Genomic DNA, 14,363 nt, shown 5'->3' on the forward strand with positions numbered 1-14,363 from the left:
CCTGTGGTCTTTGCGCAACCCGCTTTGGTCGATCCGCCGTGCTTGGCAGCGGATTAACTTGACCGTCCGATTGTTGCGATGCAGCATCGACCCTCATGGCGACTCCCGCATCTTCATCCGCCCCTGCGATCACGCAGAACCCCGACATCCGTTACCTTGGCCGTCTGCTGGGCGACGTCATTCGCGCCTATGGCGGGGAGAAGATCTACAAGCAGACCGAATATATCCGCTCCGCCTCGGTCGACCGGGCGCGGGGCCTGCATGGCGCGGACGTGGTCGACACCGGCCTGGATGCGCTCAGCCTGGACGACACGCTCGCTTTCGTGCGCGGTTTCATGCTGTTTTCCATGCTCGCCAATCTGGCTGAAGACCGCCAGGGCGTCGCGGCGGAGCCCGGCGCCGACGTCGCCTCTGCCGTGGAAAAGCTCGAATCCCACGGCATCGATCGCAAGGCCATACTCGACCTGCTCTCTCATGCGCTGATCGTGCCTGTCCTCACCGCCCATCCGACCGAGGTGCGGCGTAAGAGCATGATCGATCACAAGAACCGCATCGCCGACCTGATGCTGCTGAAGGACAACGGCCGCAGCGAAACCGACGAAGGCGAGAATCTCGACGAGGCGATCTTCCGCCAGATCGCCCTCCTCTGGCAGACCCGCCCGCTACGCCGCGAAAAGCTGTTCGTCGCGGACGAGATCGAAAATGTCCTGGCCTATTTCCGCGACGTGTTCCTGCCCGTCCTGCCGGCCCTTTATGCGCGCTGGGAACGCGTGCTGGACGCCCGCCCGCCAAGCTTCCTGCGCGTCGGCAACTGGATCGGCGGCGATCGGGACGGCAATCCCTTCGTCCAGGCCCCGCAACTTCGCCTTGCCCTCGCCAAGGGGTGCGAGGCGGCGCTGAGCTTTTACATGGACGCGCTCCACGCCCTGGGCGCGGAACTGTCGCTCTCGACCGAGCTTGCCCATGTGCCGCAGGCGGTGCTGGACCTCGCCGATGCCAGCGGGGACGTCTCCCCCAGCCGTCAGGACGAACCCTATCGCCGCGCCATTTCCGGCATCTACGCTCGCCTCGCCGCCACCTATCAGGCCCTTGTCGGCAAAAACCCATCGCGCCCCTCGGCGCTGAAGGGTGACGCCTATGCCAGCCCGGCCGATCTGCGCCGCGATCTGGTGACGGTCGCGCAGGGGCTGGCAAGCGAGGGGAATGGCGCGTTGGCGACGGGCGGCGCGCTGGGTCGCCTGATCCGCGCGGTGGAGACTTTCGGCTTCCATCTCGCTACGCTGGACATGCGGCAGAACAGCGACGTGCACCAGAGCGTCGTCGCCGAACTGCTGAAGGTCGCCGGGGTGGAGGCGGACTATGCGTCGCTCGACGAATATGCCCGCATCGCCCTGCTGCGCCGCGAACTGGCGAACAACCGGCCGCTCGGCACGCGTTTTTCGGAATATTCCGAACAGACGGCGTCGGAACTCGCCATCGTCCTTGCCGCAGCCGAGGCGCATCGCGTCTACGGCCCGCAATGCATCACCCACTATATCATCTCCAAGGCGGAGAGCGTCTCCGACCTGCTGGAAGTCAACATCATCCTCAAGGAAGCGGGCCTTTGGCGGCTCGGCGCGGATGGCACGCCGCAGGCCGAAATCATGGCGGTGCCGCTCTTCGAAACCATCGCCGACCTTGAGGCTGCGCCCAAGATCATGGGCGCTTATTTCGGCCTGCCCGAAATCGCCGGCGTGGTGCAGGGACGGGGCCATCAGGAAGTGATGATCGGCTATTCCGACAGCAACAAGGACGGCGGCTACATCACCTCCACCTGGGGTTTGTTCCAGGCGAGCAAGGCGCTTGCGCCCGTATTTGCCGAGGCCGGAACCGCGATGCAGCTCTTCCACGGACGTGGCGGCGCGGTTGGACGCGGTGGCGGCTCCTCCTTCGCGGCCATCCAGGCGCAGCCCAAGGGCACGGTGCAGGGACGCATTCGCATCACCGAACAGGGTGAGGTGATCGCGGCCAAATTCGGCACCCGTGATGTTGCCATGAGCAATTTGGAGGCGACGACCAGTGCTACCCTGCTGGCGTCGCTGGAACCGGAGACGATTTCGGACCGCGACGCGGTGCGCTTCGCCGGCGCGATGGACGAATTGTCGAAGACCGCCTTCACCGCCTATCGCGACCTCGTCTACGGGACGGAAGGATTCAAGGAATTCTTCCGTCAGTTGACGCCGATCCAGGAAATCTCCGGCCTCAAGATCGGCTCGCGTCCCGCCAGTCGTACGAAAAGCACGCGGATCGAGGATCTGCGCGCCATTCCGTGGGTGTTCAGCTGGGCGCAGGCGCGGGTGATGCTGCCGGGCTGGTATGGCGTTGGCCACGCGCTTTCCGCTTTCGAGGACAAGGCGTTGCTGGCCGACATGGCGCAGCACTGGTCCTTCCTGCAATCGGCGATGGCCAATCTGGAGATGGTGCTGGCCAAGTCCGACCTCGGCATCGCCGCCCATTACCTCCCGCTGGTCGAGGACCAGACCAAGGGGCAAGTGATTTTCGAGCGCATTCGCGAAGGGTGGGAAATGACCCATGACGGGCTGCTCGCGGCGACCGCCCAATCGCGCCTGCTGGAGAAAAACCCGAAGCTGGACAGTTCGATCCGCCTGCGCCTGCCCTATATCGAGCCGCTCAATCTGCTCCAGGTCGAACTGATGAAGCGCCACCGCGGCGGCGAAGACGACCCGCGTATCAAGGAAGGCATCGAACTGTCGATCAACGCCATCGCCACGGCCCTGCGCAACAGCGGCTGATAAGGGTGACGCGGCTGGCTAAGTCGCCGAACTCTTCCATCGTGTCGCTTGCATCGTCCTGATTTTGTCGGGGGGAATCTGGGACGGCCGCAGTCCGATGGCCGCCCCAAACCCCAATCCTCCCTGGGGGAGGGCTGGAAAATATGGACGGATCGCAAGGGACGATCCGTCCAAGCCGTCAGATCAGAATTTCGCGACGACACCCGCCATCGGGCGGATGGACCTGAAATTGCCCATGGTGTCGGCCTGCACGCGCAAGCGGATGTTGCTGCTCTGCGCCGATCCGCCCATGTCGGCAGGCGACAGTTCCACGCCAGCGCCATAGGTCATGCCGTGATAATCGCGGCTGTCGGGGCCGAGCGCGTCGAAATTGACCCATTTATAACCGACCTTGCCGAAGATCAGGCTGTCCTTGCCCGCCTTCACCCCGGCGCGACCCGCCACGCCATATTCCCAGTCGATATCGCCGCTGACGCCCTTGGATGCCGTGCCTTCGACGCCGACGACCACCGGACCCGCGACGCGGGCGTTCACGCCTGCCACGCCTTCGACGAGACGGCCCCTGTAGCCGACCGGCGGAATGCCTTCCTTGCCGGTTTCGCTGTCGAAATTATGGATGCCGCCCATCACGCCGACATAAGGTTCGATGCGGCGCGATCCTGCGTCGTCCTGCGGTGCCTGGGCATTGGCGGCAACCGGGATCAGCAACGCGGCAGCGGCCGCTGTGAACAGCAGAGTCTTCATGGGGTTTCCCCTTCACTTGTTGGAAAATCAGTGGCCGCAGGTGTGGACCCTCCGGCAATCGCGTCAGGCTGCTTCAAGCGGCGCTGCGATATCCAACCAATCCCCTTCGGACCATGAAGGTTGCATGAACCGGACCGGAAAACCCGCCCCATCCCCCGTTTGTGTCATGAATACAACGGTTTCTGTCGGGGGGATGAACGGAAGCCCTCTTGTCTGAACCCTGGATAAACAAGGGTGAACTGCTCATTCACGACCAATTCAAGCGTGGCGCGTTATCCCGGCACAGGATGAAGGAATAAGGAGAAAGGCGATGACCTGGACCGGACAAAGGCTCCTGGCCGCGGTCGGCCTTGTCGGCACGCTTGCCCTTGGCGGCTGCGGCTATGACGATGGCTATTATGGCGGTGTGAGCGTCGGCACCGGCTATTATGGCGGCGGCTATTATGATGATTATTGGGGGTCGGGCTATTACCGGCCCGGCTATTATAGCGGCTGGTATGACGGCTTTTACTATCCGGGCAGCGGCTATTATGTCTATGACCGGGGCGGAAGCCGTCATCGCTGGAATGAAGGGCAGCGCCGCTATTGGGAAGGCCGCCGGGAAGCGCGGCGGGACGGTGGCCGGCGCGACACCTGGAATGGCGGCGGCTCGCGTCCGTCCTGGCGGGATCGTCCGGATGGCGATGGCAACCGCTGGAACCGCGATTGGGGCGCGACGCGACCCAATGCCCAGTCCCAGTCAGGAAGGGGACGACAGGATATGACGACACCAAGGACTTGGAATCGGGACACGTCGCCCCGTGCCCGTTCGGATGGCGGCGGGCGGTCCCGGCGCGACGGCTGGCGGAGCCGGCGCGACTGATGCGGGTTCGTTATGGTGCAGCCCTCTGCTTGGCTCTGCTGTCGGCCTGCGACGGCCGGGAGGAGAGTGCGATCGACAATCTCGCCAATGGCGCCAACGCGGCCCAGGTGGAGAATAACGTCCGGGCGGAGGCGCAGGCGGTGATGGAACCGCTGACGCCGCCCGCTCCGGGGACAGCGGGGGGCCTTCCGGTCGGGCCACAACCCGTGGTGGAAGAGGATTCGGTCGATCCCAAGGGGCCGCAGGGCGCCGCGCAAGTGGTGCAGGGCTATTACGGCCTGTTGGAGGAAAAGCGCTACGACGACGCGCAGGATCTGTGGAACGCCAACAGCGCCATCGGCGCCGAGGACGATGCCCGTTTCGCCGCGCGCTTCCGCAATTTCAGCGAGGTGCATGCCAATGTCGGCGCGCCGGGCGACGTGGAGGGCGCGGCGGGATCGCTGTTTGTCACCGTGCCGGTGCAGGTCTATGGCCGGCTCGCCGCCAATGGCAAGCCCTGGTACCGCCTGCGGCAGGTGACGTTGCGGCGGGTCAATGACGTGCCGGGAGCCAGCGAGGCGGATCGCCGCTGGCATATCGAGAGCATCGGGTCCTATGAACCGCCCGCGTCGCAAGCGACGGAGACGGGTAATGCCATCTCCGCCACCGATGGGCTTCTTAAGAAACAGTAGCCTTCAGGATCTTGCCCGGGGTTTTGGGCGGTTCACCCTTGGGCAGGGCGTCGACATGCTCCATGCCGGACGTGACTTCGCCCCAGACGGTGTACTGGCCATCAAGGAAGGTGGCATCGTCGAAGCAGATGAAGAACTGGCTGTTGGCGCTGTTCGGGTTCATCGCCCGGGCCATGGAGCAGACGCCGCGGACATGGGGTTCGCGGCTGAATTCGGCCTTCAGGTCGGGCAGCTTCGAACCGCCCATGCCGGTGCCGGTCGGGTCGCCGCCCTGGGCCATGAAACCGGGGATGACGCGATGGAAGACGACGCCGTCATAGAAGCCGTCCTTGACGAGCTCGGTGATGCGCTCGACATGGCCGGGGGCAAGGTCCGGGCGCAGCTTGATGACGACGTCGCCGCCGCTGTCGAGGGTAAGGGTCAGGGTTTCGTCGGCCATGAAAGATCCTCTCTTGGGGGAAAAACGCGGATGTCCGTTCATATAGAGCGTAAAGGCGTGGATGGAAGCGCTTCATCGGCGGTTGGGGCATTGCAATTGTGACGAGCATCGGCAAAAGCAGCGACATGTTACAGGAACCGGACAGTAGGGGACGCGATGAGCGAACGAGCCGATACGGCCGAACCCCGGCCGGACGAATTGGGCGATATTGCCGCTGAACAAACCGAATCCCGTCATGACGAGGATGACCGGCTGAAGGGCGAATTCGTCTCCGCCGTGCTGGACGCGGTGGAGGAGGATGACCGGGAGCGCGCGCGCGAATTGGTTTCGCCACTGCACCCCGCCGACATTGCCGACCTTCTCGAACTGACCCCGACCGAACGGCGCGGCGAGGTTGCGGCCGCCCTGGGCGATCTGGTCGGCGCGGAGGTTCTGTCCGAACTCAACGATTATGTCCGCGAGGATATTCTCGACGCACTCGCGCCCGAGCAGGTGGCGGAGTTCGCCGCCGAACTGGACACCGACGACGCGGTCGCGATCATCGAGGATATGGAGGAGGCCGACCAGCAGGCCGTCCTCGAAGCGATGGAGCCGGAGGACCGCGCCGCCATCGAAAGCGCGCTCTCCTATCCCGAGGAATCCGCCGGGCGCCTGATGCAGCGCGATCTGGTCGCGGTGCCGGAGCATATGACGGTCGGGCAGGTGATCGACTATCTGCGCGATAATCGCGACCTGACGTCGGATTTCTGGGAAATCTTCGTCGTCGACGAAGCCCACAGGCCGATCGGCACCTGCCAGTTGAGCTGGGTGCTGACCTGCCCGCGCAGCGTCGCCATGGCCGACCTGATGAAGCGCGAACAGACGCTGATCCCGGTCGACATGGACCAGGAAGAGGTCGCGCTGCGGTTCCAGAAATATGCGCTCATTTCCGCCGCTGTGGTGGACGGCAGCGGGCGGCTGGTCGGCATGATCACCGTGGACGACATCGTCCACATCATCTCCGAGGAGGCGGGTGAGGATATCCTCCGCCTGTCCGGCGCGGGTGAGGGCGACATCAACCAGCCGATCTGGGAAACGGTGCGCACGCGCCTGTCCTGGCTGGTGGTCAACCTCGGCACTGCTATCCTGGCGGCTTCGGTGGTCGGGTTGTTCCAAGGGACCATATCCAAATATGTCGTGCTGGCGGTGCTGATGCCGATCGTGTCGGGCATGGGCGGCAATGCGGGAACGCAGACCATGGCGGTGGCCGTGCGTGCGCTCGCCACCAACCAACTCACCAGTTCCAACACCGTCCGCCAGATTCTCCGCGAATTCCGCATCGCCTGCGCCAACGGCACGGCGCTGGGCATATTGATCGGGGTGGCGGTGGGACTGATCTATGGCAATCACGATCTGGGGATCGTCATCGCGCTCGCCATGCTGATCAACAATCTGGTGGCCGGGCTGTCGGGCATATTGATCCCGGTCGTGCTGGACCGGATGAATGTCGATCCCGCCGTTTCGTCCGCCGTTTTCGTGACGACGATGACCGACGTGATGGGCTTTTTCTCTTTCCTTGGGCTGGCGACGGTCTGGGGGCTGTAGCCCGCCCTTGACCGGCCTGTTCGGGCACCCGATCTTTTCGCCATGCCGCTGCACCTCACCAAGATCGCTTTCCAGAGCGAAAGCCCCGCCACGCTCAGGACCTGGTTGGAGAATCATGCGGAGGAGGCGCGGCTGACCACGCGCTATCTGCCCAAGCGGGTGGAGGAACTGGCCGGCGGTTCTCTTTACTGGATACACGGGCATCAGCTTGTCGGCCGCAGCCCGATCCTCGGCTTTCAGGAAACCGGGCAGGGGCGTTACTGGATTCGGCTGGAGCCGCGTCTGATCGCTGTGCGGGCGCAGCCCAAGCGCGCCCATCAGGGTTGGCGCTATCTGGAAGGCAAGGATGCGCCGCCCGATCTGGGCGCGGGCGAGGTCAGCGACCTTGATGCCATGCCTCCGTCCATGTTGGGGGAGTTGTCGCGGCTGGGCCTGCTCTGAAACGGTTCAGGTAAGTGCCTTCAACTGCTCGCCTATATGCCGCAATTCCTTGACGAAGCGGGTCCGTTCCTCCACCTTGTGCGCTTCGTCAGGCACCCGCAGTAAATAGCTGGGATGCACAGTGATCCAGCCCTGAACCTTGTTTTCCAGCGCGATCGGCGCACCCCGAAGGCGGTTGATCGTCACGGCCTTGCCCAGCAGTGCGCGTCCCGCCGTGGCGCCCAGGGCAACGATGATGCGGGGTTGGATCAACTCCAATTCCTGTGTCAGCCACCAGCGGCAGGCCTGGATATCGGGGGTTTCCGGTGTCTGGTGGATGCGCCTCTTGCCGCGCCGCTCATGCTTGAAATGCTTGACGGCATTGGTGACATAGGTTCGCCCCCGGTCGATCCCGGCTTCCTCCAGGGCCTGGTCGAACAGGCGGCCGGCCGGACCGACGAACGGGCGGCCCGCCAAATCCTCCTGATCGCCCGGCTGTTCGCCGATGAACATCAGTCGCGCATCCACCGGTCCTTCCCCGAATACCGTCTGTGTGGTGTCGCGATGGAGCGGGCAACGCGTGCAGCCCATCGCCTCCTCGCGCAATGCATGCCATGCGGTGGCGGCATTCCCGTGGTGGGTGATTTTCGGGCGGGCGGGCGTGGGCGGCGTGGCGATCATGGCAGCCTCCCGTGCCTGGGCGCCGGCCACCAATTCCGGAATAAGCGCGGCTTCAGGCAGGTTGCGCCAATATTTGCGGGGCATTTCGGAAAGCATCGCACCGATTTTGAGCCGTGCCGGATTGAAGATCGCCGCATAATAACCCTTCCAGATCTGCTCGACCGGATCGTTTTCCGACGCATCCTGACAGGTGGCGCCCGGCCCCTCGGACAACGTTTCACCATCCCAATGGATGCTGATCTCGGGCGTCAGTATCGACCATCGCATCGATGCGAAGCGCCGCACGAAGAAGCCGGCATTGGCACGTACGATATGATGCTCCGGCTCGAACCAGGCGACGAAGCGCGGCCCGTCCGGGGTTGCCAGTTCCCGGAAGCGGACGAAGGCGCGCATCTTGTGCAGATCGCGTCGGACGGCCTTGGCCAACCCCTCCACCCTGCGGACCAGCGGATCGGCCCGGTCTTCCAGACTGGCCGGGCGATCGCGCGATTGGATGAGCAAGGCATAAAGCAGCGCAAAACGTTCCGGATCGCGGTGCAGGATAGCCGTCTCGGCCAGCTCGACGAAGGTGCGTGGGACGAAAAAGGCAGCCGCTTCGGCAGGAGGCGGCGGTTCGTCCGTGGCGAACAGATCGTCCGCATCTCCGCATTGCCAGACAATGTCGGCCGGTGCCGTTCCGGCTAGGGCAAAGGTGCGCGCGGCCTGGCGCCAACCGTCGAAATCATCCGGCCCGTTCAGCCGCGCACGATACATGGCGCTTAATCGTCCCCTTCCGCGCGCTGCAATTCCGCCGGTTTGCGCCGGGCGAACTGGGTTGCCAGCTCCTGCTCCTCTTCCGCCGTCAATTCCCTGGCGGTATCCGGGAACATCTCCTCCTCTTCCTCGTCGATATGGTGGAGGTAACGCTTCTTCAGTCGGGCGAAAATACGGTTCCATTCCTCGCCGTTGAAGGCAACGCCTTCCAATTCTTCGAGATAATCGTCGATTTCCTTATGTTCCGACACGCTATGCTGGGCATCTTCGCGCAGGTCGGGCCGCGCCAGCATGGTGGCGTAGAGCGTTTCCTCCTCCGCCGCGGCATGGGCGGTCGCTTCCACCTTGAATTGCTCGAACAGCTTTTCCAGCCGGTCGGGATCGTCCTTTGCATCCGACATCTTGTCGAATAGCTGGCGATGGGCGTCGTGATCCTGCTTCAATCGATCGAAAATGCTGGCGTCGGCCATGGGGCATGCTCCTTCTTATCCGGAAGGAACAACGAGGGATCGCGGCTTTGGGTTCAGCCGAACAGGGCGCGAAAGATGATCGCGACGGGAATCCAGAGCAACCCGCCCATGATGCTGGCGGACCAGAGTTGCAGGAGGTCGCGGCGGAAGCGGACGGCCAGCCCGTGGGCAGACAGGCCGCTTTGATCGAGCATCTCCCAGCGCCGTTCCAATCCGCGTGCCGCGATGGCAAAGCCGCCGATTGCGATGATGATGCCCAGATGCAGCAGCAGCGAACCGCCCATCTTCGCGACGATGAAGATCTGAAGCAGGCAGAAAACGACCAGCGCGGCGGCAAGATGGCTGCTCATCCGCCGAGCATACCCCGTGCGGTGCGGTGCGCCATCGTTCCACTTCGTCGCCAAAAATCCGACCCTTTCCTTGCGTTGGACAAGAAAAACATGAACCGCCGCACCGATCAACGGCAAAATGCCTGCGACTCATCGAAAAAGCTCATATTGCGCGTCAGGCGACGCAGGCCGCCTTTGCAGGTCGAGCCGATCGGCCAACTGGACCGGCCGCCAGTCGCTGGCGATCAGGAAAGGACGCAGTTTGGCGATGCTCCGGGTCAGCCGCGCGATATCGTCCAGCCGCAAGCGTCGATGGCGGCGGCTCGATATAATGCGCTCCACCGCCTTGACGCCCAGGCCGGGCACCCGCAGCAGCGCCTCGCGTGGGGCGCGGTTGATATCGACCGGAAAGACGTCGCGGTGCCGCAGCGCCCAGGCGAGTTTTGGGTCGATATCCAGCGGAAGGCAGCCGGTCTCGGGATCGGTGGCACTCTCCAGTTCCTGCGCCGAATAGCCGTAAAAGCGCATCATCCAGTCCGACTGATACAGCCGATGTTCCCGCATCAGTGGCGGGCGCTTGAGTGGCAGCACGCTGCTGGGCGAGGCTATGGGTGAAAAGGCGCTGTAATAGACCCGGCGCAGCTTGTGGCGGCCGTAGAGCGAACTGGCCTGCCGGATGATCGCGCGGTCGTCCGCCTGGTCCGCGCCGACGATCATCTGCGTCGACTGGCCCGCCGGTGCGAAGCGCGGCGCATGGGCGTAACGGCGGCTGGCATCCGCCCCGTCCTCGATCGCGTCGCGCATCCCGGCCATGGCCGCCTCGATCCGTCGCTTGTCCTTTTCCGGCGCCAGTTTCCGCAAGCCCTGCTCGGTCGGCAGTTCGATGTTGATCGACAAGCGGTCGGCATAGAGGCCTGCCTGGTGCGCCAGTTCGGGGTCTGCATCGGGAATGGTCTTGAGGTGGATATAGCCCCGAAAATCATGCTCCTCGCGCAGGCTGCGTGCGACCGCGACGAGCTGTTCCATCGTATAGTCGGATGAACGGATGATGCCGGAAGAGAGGAACAGGCCTTCGATATAGTTGCGGCGGTAGAAATTCAGCGTCAGGTCGACCACTTCCCGCACCGTGAAGCGGGCCCGGCGCACATCGCTCGACCGGCGGTTGATGCAATAATGGCAGTCGAAAATGCAGCTGTTGGTCAGCAATATCTTGAGCAGCGATATGCACCGGCCGTCAGGTGCATATGCATGGCAGATGCCCATTCCCTCGGTGGAGCCGATGCCGCCTTTCCGTCCCGATGCACTGTCGCGTTTCGCGGTGCCGGACGATGCGCAGGACGCGTCGTATTTTGCCGCGTCGGCGAGGATTTCCAGCTTTTGCCGGGTACAAAGGGCGGTCATGATTGTTCACTATATGTTCGTTTTATCGCTGTCCATAATCCGGATCAGTTTTCCACGGCGTCCAGCACCTGCCGCACTTTCACTGCCAGTTGATCCAGCGTGAACGGCTTGGCAAGGAAGGATACGCCGGGGTCGAGCATGCCGTTATGGACGATCGCATTGCGGGTGTAGCCGGTGGTGTAGAGGATTTTCAGGCCGGGATGGCTTTCCCGTGCCCGGTCGGCCAGCACACGGCCGTTGATGCCGGGCATGACGATGTCGGTGAACAGCATGTCGATCCGCGGCTGGATGGTCAGCATTTCCAGCGCCTGCTCCCCATCGGAGGCCTGAACGATGATGTAGCCCAGCTCCCGCAGCGAATCGACCGACATATGGCGGACCCGTTCCTCATCCTCGACCACCAGGATGATCTCCTCCGCCCTTGCACGGGGCAGTTCCGTCGGCATGACCGTCACGCTGCCGATCGCGACATCCGGTCCATAATGGCGAGGCAGATATATCTTGATGATCGTGCCTTGGCCGGGCTCGGAATAGATTTTCACATGGCCCCGCGATTGCTTGATGAAGCCGAACACCTGGCTCAACCCCAATCCGGTGCCCTTGCCGACGCCCTTGGTAGTGAAGAAGGGGTCGAATGCGCGTTCCACCACCTCGGAGGGCATGCCGGTTCCGCTGTCGGTCACCGATACCATGACATATTGACCCGCCTCGACGTCGCCATGGGCCGCGACATAGGCATCGTCGAGATGCGCGTTGGCTGTTTCGATCGTCAACCGGCCACCTGTCGGCATGGCGTCGCGCGAATTGACGCACAGGTTGATGATCGCGGATTCAAGCTGGCCGGCATCGATGCTGGCGCGCCACAGCCCGCCCGCGAGCACGGTTTCGACGCGGATGCTCTCGCCGATCGTCCGGCGCAGCAATTCGGACATGCCGCCGACCAGCTTGTTGACGTCGGTGGGCTGCGGGTCGAGCGGTTGCTGGCGGGAAAAGGCAAGCAATCGCGCGGTCAGCTGCGCGGCGCGCTGAGCGCCTTCAGCGGCGTTGTCGATGCCCCTGGCGATGCGCGGATCGATGTCCCGTGTCAGGCGGCGGCGCGCAATGTCGAGCGAGCCGATGACAATGGCCAGCATATTGTTGAAATCATGGGCGATGCCGCCGGTCAGTTGGCCGATGGATTCCATCTTCTGCATCTGGCGCAATTGTGCTTCGGCGGATTCGCGCTCCTGCCCCTCTGCGATCAGGCGTTTGTTGGCGTCGCTCAGCGCCAGCTGGTTTTCGGTCGCTTCGGCCACCCGGCGATGGGCAGTGCGCAGCGCGAGGGCGCCCAGCAGCGTGACCAACACGGCGGAAACCGCCATGCCGACCGATACCAGCATGCCCAGATGATTGTCATTGGCGGTACGGCGTTTGAGCAACAGCGCCTCACGCGCCCGCATCGCCGCCACCTGGGCGCGGATCTTCGCCATCGTGACCATGCCGGCGTGGAAATCGTCCGGGGCGATCGCTTCGTCCCTGCGGCGACGCTCGATCCCGGTGCGCATCAGGAAAAGCCGGTCGTCGAGCAGGTTTTCCAGCGCTTCGACAGCTTGCGCCTGGGGCGGATTGTCAAGGATCTCGGCCCTCAGAGCAGCCAGTTCCCCGCGCCATTGGCGGCGGAAGCTGTCATAGGGGCCGAGGAAGGAATCCTCGCGTGTCAGCATGAACCCGCGCTGGCTGCTTTCAGCCTCCTGCACATGGAGCAGCAGGGTCGAGAGCTGGTTTTCGACGCGCAGCGTATGCTGGACCCAGATATTGACGCGCTGCTGCACGGCGTAGAGCCAATAGGTACTGCCGACCGCGACGACGACGATCAGTAGCGCCAGCAGCAGCAGGATGATCGAGCGTTCCGGGCGGATTGCGGGCATGGGGCCGCAAGATGCTGAAATAAGAGGCCGGGGGCAAGCAGGATGCGCCGCGCCCCTTGAAATCGCCGCGGTTCAGCCGCGCCAGCCCGGATCGATCCGGTCGATCCTGCGGACCATCGCCTCGAAATCGGGTACGCCGGGTCCCGCGGGCAATTGCACGCCGGAAAGGTCGCGCTGGTGGACGGCGATGACATCCGGGGGAATCTCGACGGGCGTCCCGGCTGCTCCGGTGGCGACCTGGATCTCGCAGGCGCGTTGCAGCATCCATTGGGTCAGAAAGGCTTGCGGCAGGCTCTTCGCCATGACCAGCGTGCCGTGGTTGCGCAGCATCATGATCCGGCGGGCGCCGAGATGCGCGATCAGCCTTTCGCCTTCCTCCGGCCGAATCGTGACCCCTTCGAAATCATGGTAGGCGATTCTGTCGATGAAGGCGGCGGCATAGAAATTGGTGGCGGTGAGCCCCTCCTGCGTCGCGCTCACCGCCATGCCGGCTGTCGTGTGGGTATGGATGATGCAATGCGCATCGGGCAGATGGCGGTGGAAGATGCTGTGCTGGGTGAAGCCGGCGCGGTTGACCGGATAGGGGCTGCCGTCCAGTACATGGCCATCGATGTCGATCTTGACCAGGTTCGATGCCGTCACCTCGCTGTAGAGCAAGCCGAAGGGATTGATCAGAAAGGCATTTTCCTCTTCAGGTACGCGCAGGGTGATGTGGTTGTAGATGAGTTCCGACCAGCCCAGATGGTCGAAGACGCGGTAACAGGCCGCCAGTTGCTGGCGTGCCTCCCATTCGCTGGCGGAGATGGTGGGTTTGGGGACGGCGGTTGCCATGGCGATCCTCCTCCTTGGTTTATGCGGGGACTATCCGCTTTGCGGTGTCCCGTGTCGAGAGGCGCGGCTTTTGGGTTGAATTTGCGCGACTCTGCTGGTAGGGCGCGCCCCACACGGCGCAGGGTGACCTGCGGCGACTCACCGCTATTTCATTCGGGCGGCCCGTCGGGAAGGGTTATGTTTCCTGGCGATCCGTCCGTTTTCGACTGGAGTTTGACTGGCTTATGCAAATCATCGTTCGCGACAACAATGTCGACCAGGCCCTGCGCGCGCTCAAGAAGAAGCTGCAGCGTGAGGGCGTGTATCGCGAGATGAAGCTGCGCCGTCACTATGAGAAGCCCTCGGAAAAGCGCGCCCGCGAAAAGGCGGCGGCCGTTCGCCGCGCCCGCAAGCTGGAGCGCAAGCGCGCCGAGCGCGACGGCGTCCGTTAAGGATCGTCGTTACCGGGGCGGTCGCCTGATCGTCCCGTTCTTCTGCTG

General features: G+C 63.6%; 14 protein-coding genes. 6 read left to right on the top strand and 8 right to left on the bottom strand.

What is annotated here, in order from left to right; translation table 11 throughout:
- The first annotated feature begins 95 nt into the window (after window positions 1-95).
- Window positions 96-2,792 (top strand): phosphoenolpyruvate carboxylase, encoded by a 2,697-nt coding sequence (gene ppc / locus YP76_RS03910; RefSeq protein WP_046762251.1) that lies wholly within the window; start codon window positions 96-98, stop codon window positions 2,790-2,792.
- A gap of 183 nt (window positions 2,793-2,975) precedes the next feature.
- Here the strand turns inward: ppc and YP76_RS03915 are convergent, their stop codons facing one another.
- Window positions 2,976-3,536: an outer membrane protein gene (locus YP76_RS03915; protein ID WP_046762252.1), complete on the bottom strand. Its 561-nt coding sequence runs from the start codon at window positions 3,534-3,536 to the stop codon at window positions 2,976-2,978.
- A 310-nt stretch (window positions 3,537-3,846) separates the two neighbouring features.
- On the opposite strand from YP76_RS03915, the gene YP76_RS03920 reads away from it, so the two are divergent.
- Together YP76_RS03920 and YP76_RS03925 are read left to right on the top strand one after the other, a co-directional pair.
- The gene (locus YP76_RS03920; protein WP_046762253.1) at window positions 3,847-4,398 is read left to right on the top strand and encodes a hypothetical protein; all 552 of its coding nucleotides are present in this window, start codon (window positions 3,847-3,849) and stop codon (window positions 4,396-4,398) included.
- The gene (locus YP76_RS03925; RefSeq protein WP_046762254.1) at window positions 4,398-5,069 is read left to right on the top strand and encodes a hypothetical protein; all 672 of its coding nucleotides are present in this window, start codon (window positions 4,398-4,400) and stop codon (window positions 5,067-5,069) included. Before YP76_RS03920 ends, YP76_RS03925 begins: the two co-directional genes overlap by 1 nt.
- Here YP76_RS03925 and YP76_RS03930 read toward each other — a convergent pair.
- Complete coding sequence (locus tag YP76_RS03930) at window positions 5,056-5,508, bottom strand: peptidylprolyl isomerase (protein WP_046762255.1); 453 nt, start codon at window positions 5,506-5,508, stop codon at window positions 5,056-5,058. The genes YP76_RS03925 and YP76_RS03930 overlap by 14 nt on opposite strands.
- A gap of 156 nt (window positions 5,509-5,664) precedes the next feature.
- On the opposite strand from YP76_RS03930, the gene mgtE reads away from it, so the two are divergent.
- On the top strand, window positions 5,665-7,092 hold the full coding sequence (gene mgtE, locus YP76_RS03935) for a magnesium transporter (RefSeq protein WP_046762256.1): 1,428 nt from the start codon (window positions 5,665-5,667) through the stop codon (window positions 7,090-7,092).
- Window positions 7,093-7,134: 42 nt separating this feature from the next.
- Window positions 7,135-7,533 carry a DUF1489 family protein gene (locus YP76_RS03940; protein WP_046762257.1) on the top strand — a complete coding sequence of 133 codons (399 nt, stop codon included), beginning with the start codon at window positions 7,135-7,137 and terminating at the stop codon, window positions 7,531-7,533.
- Between the two features lie 6 nt (window positions 7,534-7,539).
- On the opposite strand, the gene YP76_RS03945 is transcribed toward YP76_RS03940, so the two are convergent.
- The 6 genes from YP76_RS03945 to YP76_RS03970 all read right to left on the bottom strand — a co-directional run bounded on the left by YP76_RS03945 (window position 7,540) and on the right by YP76_RS03970 (window position 13,884).
- Window positions 7,540-8,946, bottom strand: coding sequence for a UdgX family uracil-DNA binding protein (locus YP76_RS03945; protein ID WP_046762258.1), 1,407 nt, complete (start codon window positions 8,944-8,946; stop codon window positions 7,540-7,542).
- Window positions 8,947-8,951: 5 nt separating this feature from the next.
- Window positions 8,952-9,416, bottom strand: coding sequence for a hemerythrin domain-containing protein (locus YP76_RS03950; protein ID WP_046762259.1), 465 nt, complete (start codon window positions 9,414-9,416; stop codon window positions 8,952-8,954).
- 53 nt (window positions 9,417-9,469) lie between these two features.
- Window positions 9,470-9,766, bottom strand: coding sequence for a hypothetical protein (locus tag YP76_RS03955; RefSeq protein WP_157035641.1), 297 nt, complete (start codon window positions 9,764-9,766; stop codon window positions 9,470-9,472).
- 129 nt (window positions 9,767-9,895) lie between these two features.
- Window positions 9,896-11,146 (bottom strand): putative DNA modification/repair radical SAM protein, encoded by a 1,251-nt coding sequence (locus tag YP76_RS03960; protein ID WP_046762260.1) that lies wholly within the window; start codon window positions 11,144-11,146, stop codon window positions 9,896-9,898.
- Window positions 11,147-11,190: 44 nt separating this feature from the next.
- Window positions 11,191-13,053 carry a CHASE3 domain-containing protein gene (locus YP76_RS03965; RefSeq protein WP_046762261.1) on the bottom strand — a complete coding sequence of 621 codons (1,863 nt, stop codon included), beginning with the start codon at window positions 13,051-13,053 and terminating at the stop codon, window positions 11,191-11,193.
- A gap of 72 nt (window positions 13,054-13,125) precedes the next feature.
- On the bottom strand, window positions 13,126-13,884 hold the full coding sequence (locus tag YP76_RS03970) for a class II aldolase/adducin family protein (RefSeq protein ID WP_046762262.1): 759 nt from the start codon (window positions 13,882-13,884) through the stop codon (window positions 13,126-13,128).
- 224 nt (window positions 13,885-14,108) lie between these two features.
- Between YP76_RS03970 and rpsU the strand changes: the two genes are divergently transcribed.
- Window positions 14,109-14,315: a 30S ribosomal protein S21 gene (gene rpsU / locus YP76_RS03975; protein WP_004208618.1), complete on the top strand. Its 207-nt coding sequence runs from the start codon at window positions 14,109-14,111 to the stop codon at window positions 14,313-14,315.
- The last annotated feature ends 48 nt before the right edge of the window (window positions 14,316-14,363 follow it).

The organism is Sphingobium chungbukense (assembly GCF_001005725.1).
Taxonomy (GTDB): domain Bacteria; phylum Pseudomonadota; class Alphaproteobacteria; order Sphingomonadales; family Sphingomonadaceae; genus Sphingobium; species Sphingobium chungbukense.

What these genes read in the sequence shown, in the direction of transcription:
- ppc (WP_046762251.1), top strand. Translation starts at nt 96, where the DNA reads ATGGCGACTCCCGCATCTTCATCCGCCCCTGCGATCACGCAGAACCCC.
- YP76_RS03915 (WP_046762252.1), bottom strand. Translation starts at nt 3,536, where the DNA reads ATGAAGACTCTGCTGTTCACAGCGGCCGCTGCCGCGTTGCTGATCCCG.
- YP76_RS03920 (WP_046762253.1), top strand. Translation starts at nt 3,847, where the DNA reads ATGACCTGGACCGGACAAAGGCTCCTGGCCGCGGTCGGCCTTGTCGGC.
- YP76_RS03925 (WP_046762254.1), top strand. Translation starts at nt 4,398, where the DNA reads ATGCGGGTTCGTTATGGTGCAGCCCTCTGCTTGGCTCTGCTGTCGGCC.
- YP76_RS03930 (WP_046762255.1), bottom strand. Translation starts at nt 5,508, where the DNA reads ATGGCCGACGAAACCCTGACCCTTACCCTCGACAGCGGCGGCGACGTC.
- mgtE (WP_046762256.1), top strand. Translation starts at nt 5,665, where the DNA reads ATGAGCGAACGAGCCGATACGGCCGAACCCCGGCCGGACGAATTGGGC.
- YP76_RS03940 (WP_046762257.1), top strand. Translation starts at nt 7,135, where the DNA reads ATGCCGCTGCACCTCACCAAGATCGCTTTCCAGAGCGAAAGCCCCGCC.
- YP76_RS03945 (WP_046762258.1), bottom strand. Translation starts at nt 8,946, where the DNA reads ATGTATCGTGCGCGGCTGAACGGGCCGGATGATTTCGACGGTTGGCGC.
- YP76_RS03950 (WP_046762259.1), bottom strand. Translation starts at nt 9,416, where the DNA reads ATGGCCGACGCCAGCATTTTCGATCGATTGAAGCAGGATCACGACGCC.
- YP76_RS03955 (WP_157035641.1), bottom strand. Translation starts at nt 9,766, where the DNA reads ATGAGCAGCCATCTTGCCGCCGCGCTGGTCGTTTTCTGCCTGCTTCAG.
- YP76_RS03960 (WP_046762260.1), bottom strand. Translation starts at nt 11,146, where the DNA reads ATGACCGCCCTTTGTACCCGGCAAAAGCTGGAAATCCTCGCCGACGCG.
- YP76_RS03965 (WP_046762261.1), bottom strand. Translation starts at nt 13,053, where the DNA reads ATGCCCGCAATCCGCCCGGAACGCTCGATCATCCTGCTGCTGCTGGCG.
- YP76_RS03970 (WP_046762262.1), bottom strand. Translation starts at nt 13,884, where the DNA reads ATGGCAACCGCCGTCCCCAAACCCACCATCTCCGCCAGCGAATGGGAG.
- rpsU (WP_004208618.1), top strand. Translation starts at nt 14,109, where the DNA reads ATGCAAATCATCGTTCGCGACAACAATGTCGACCAGGCCCTGCGCGCG.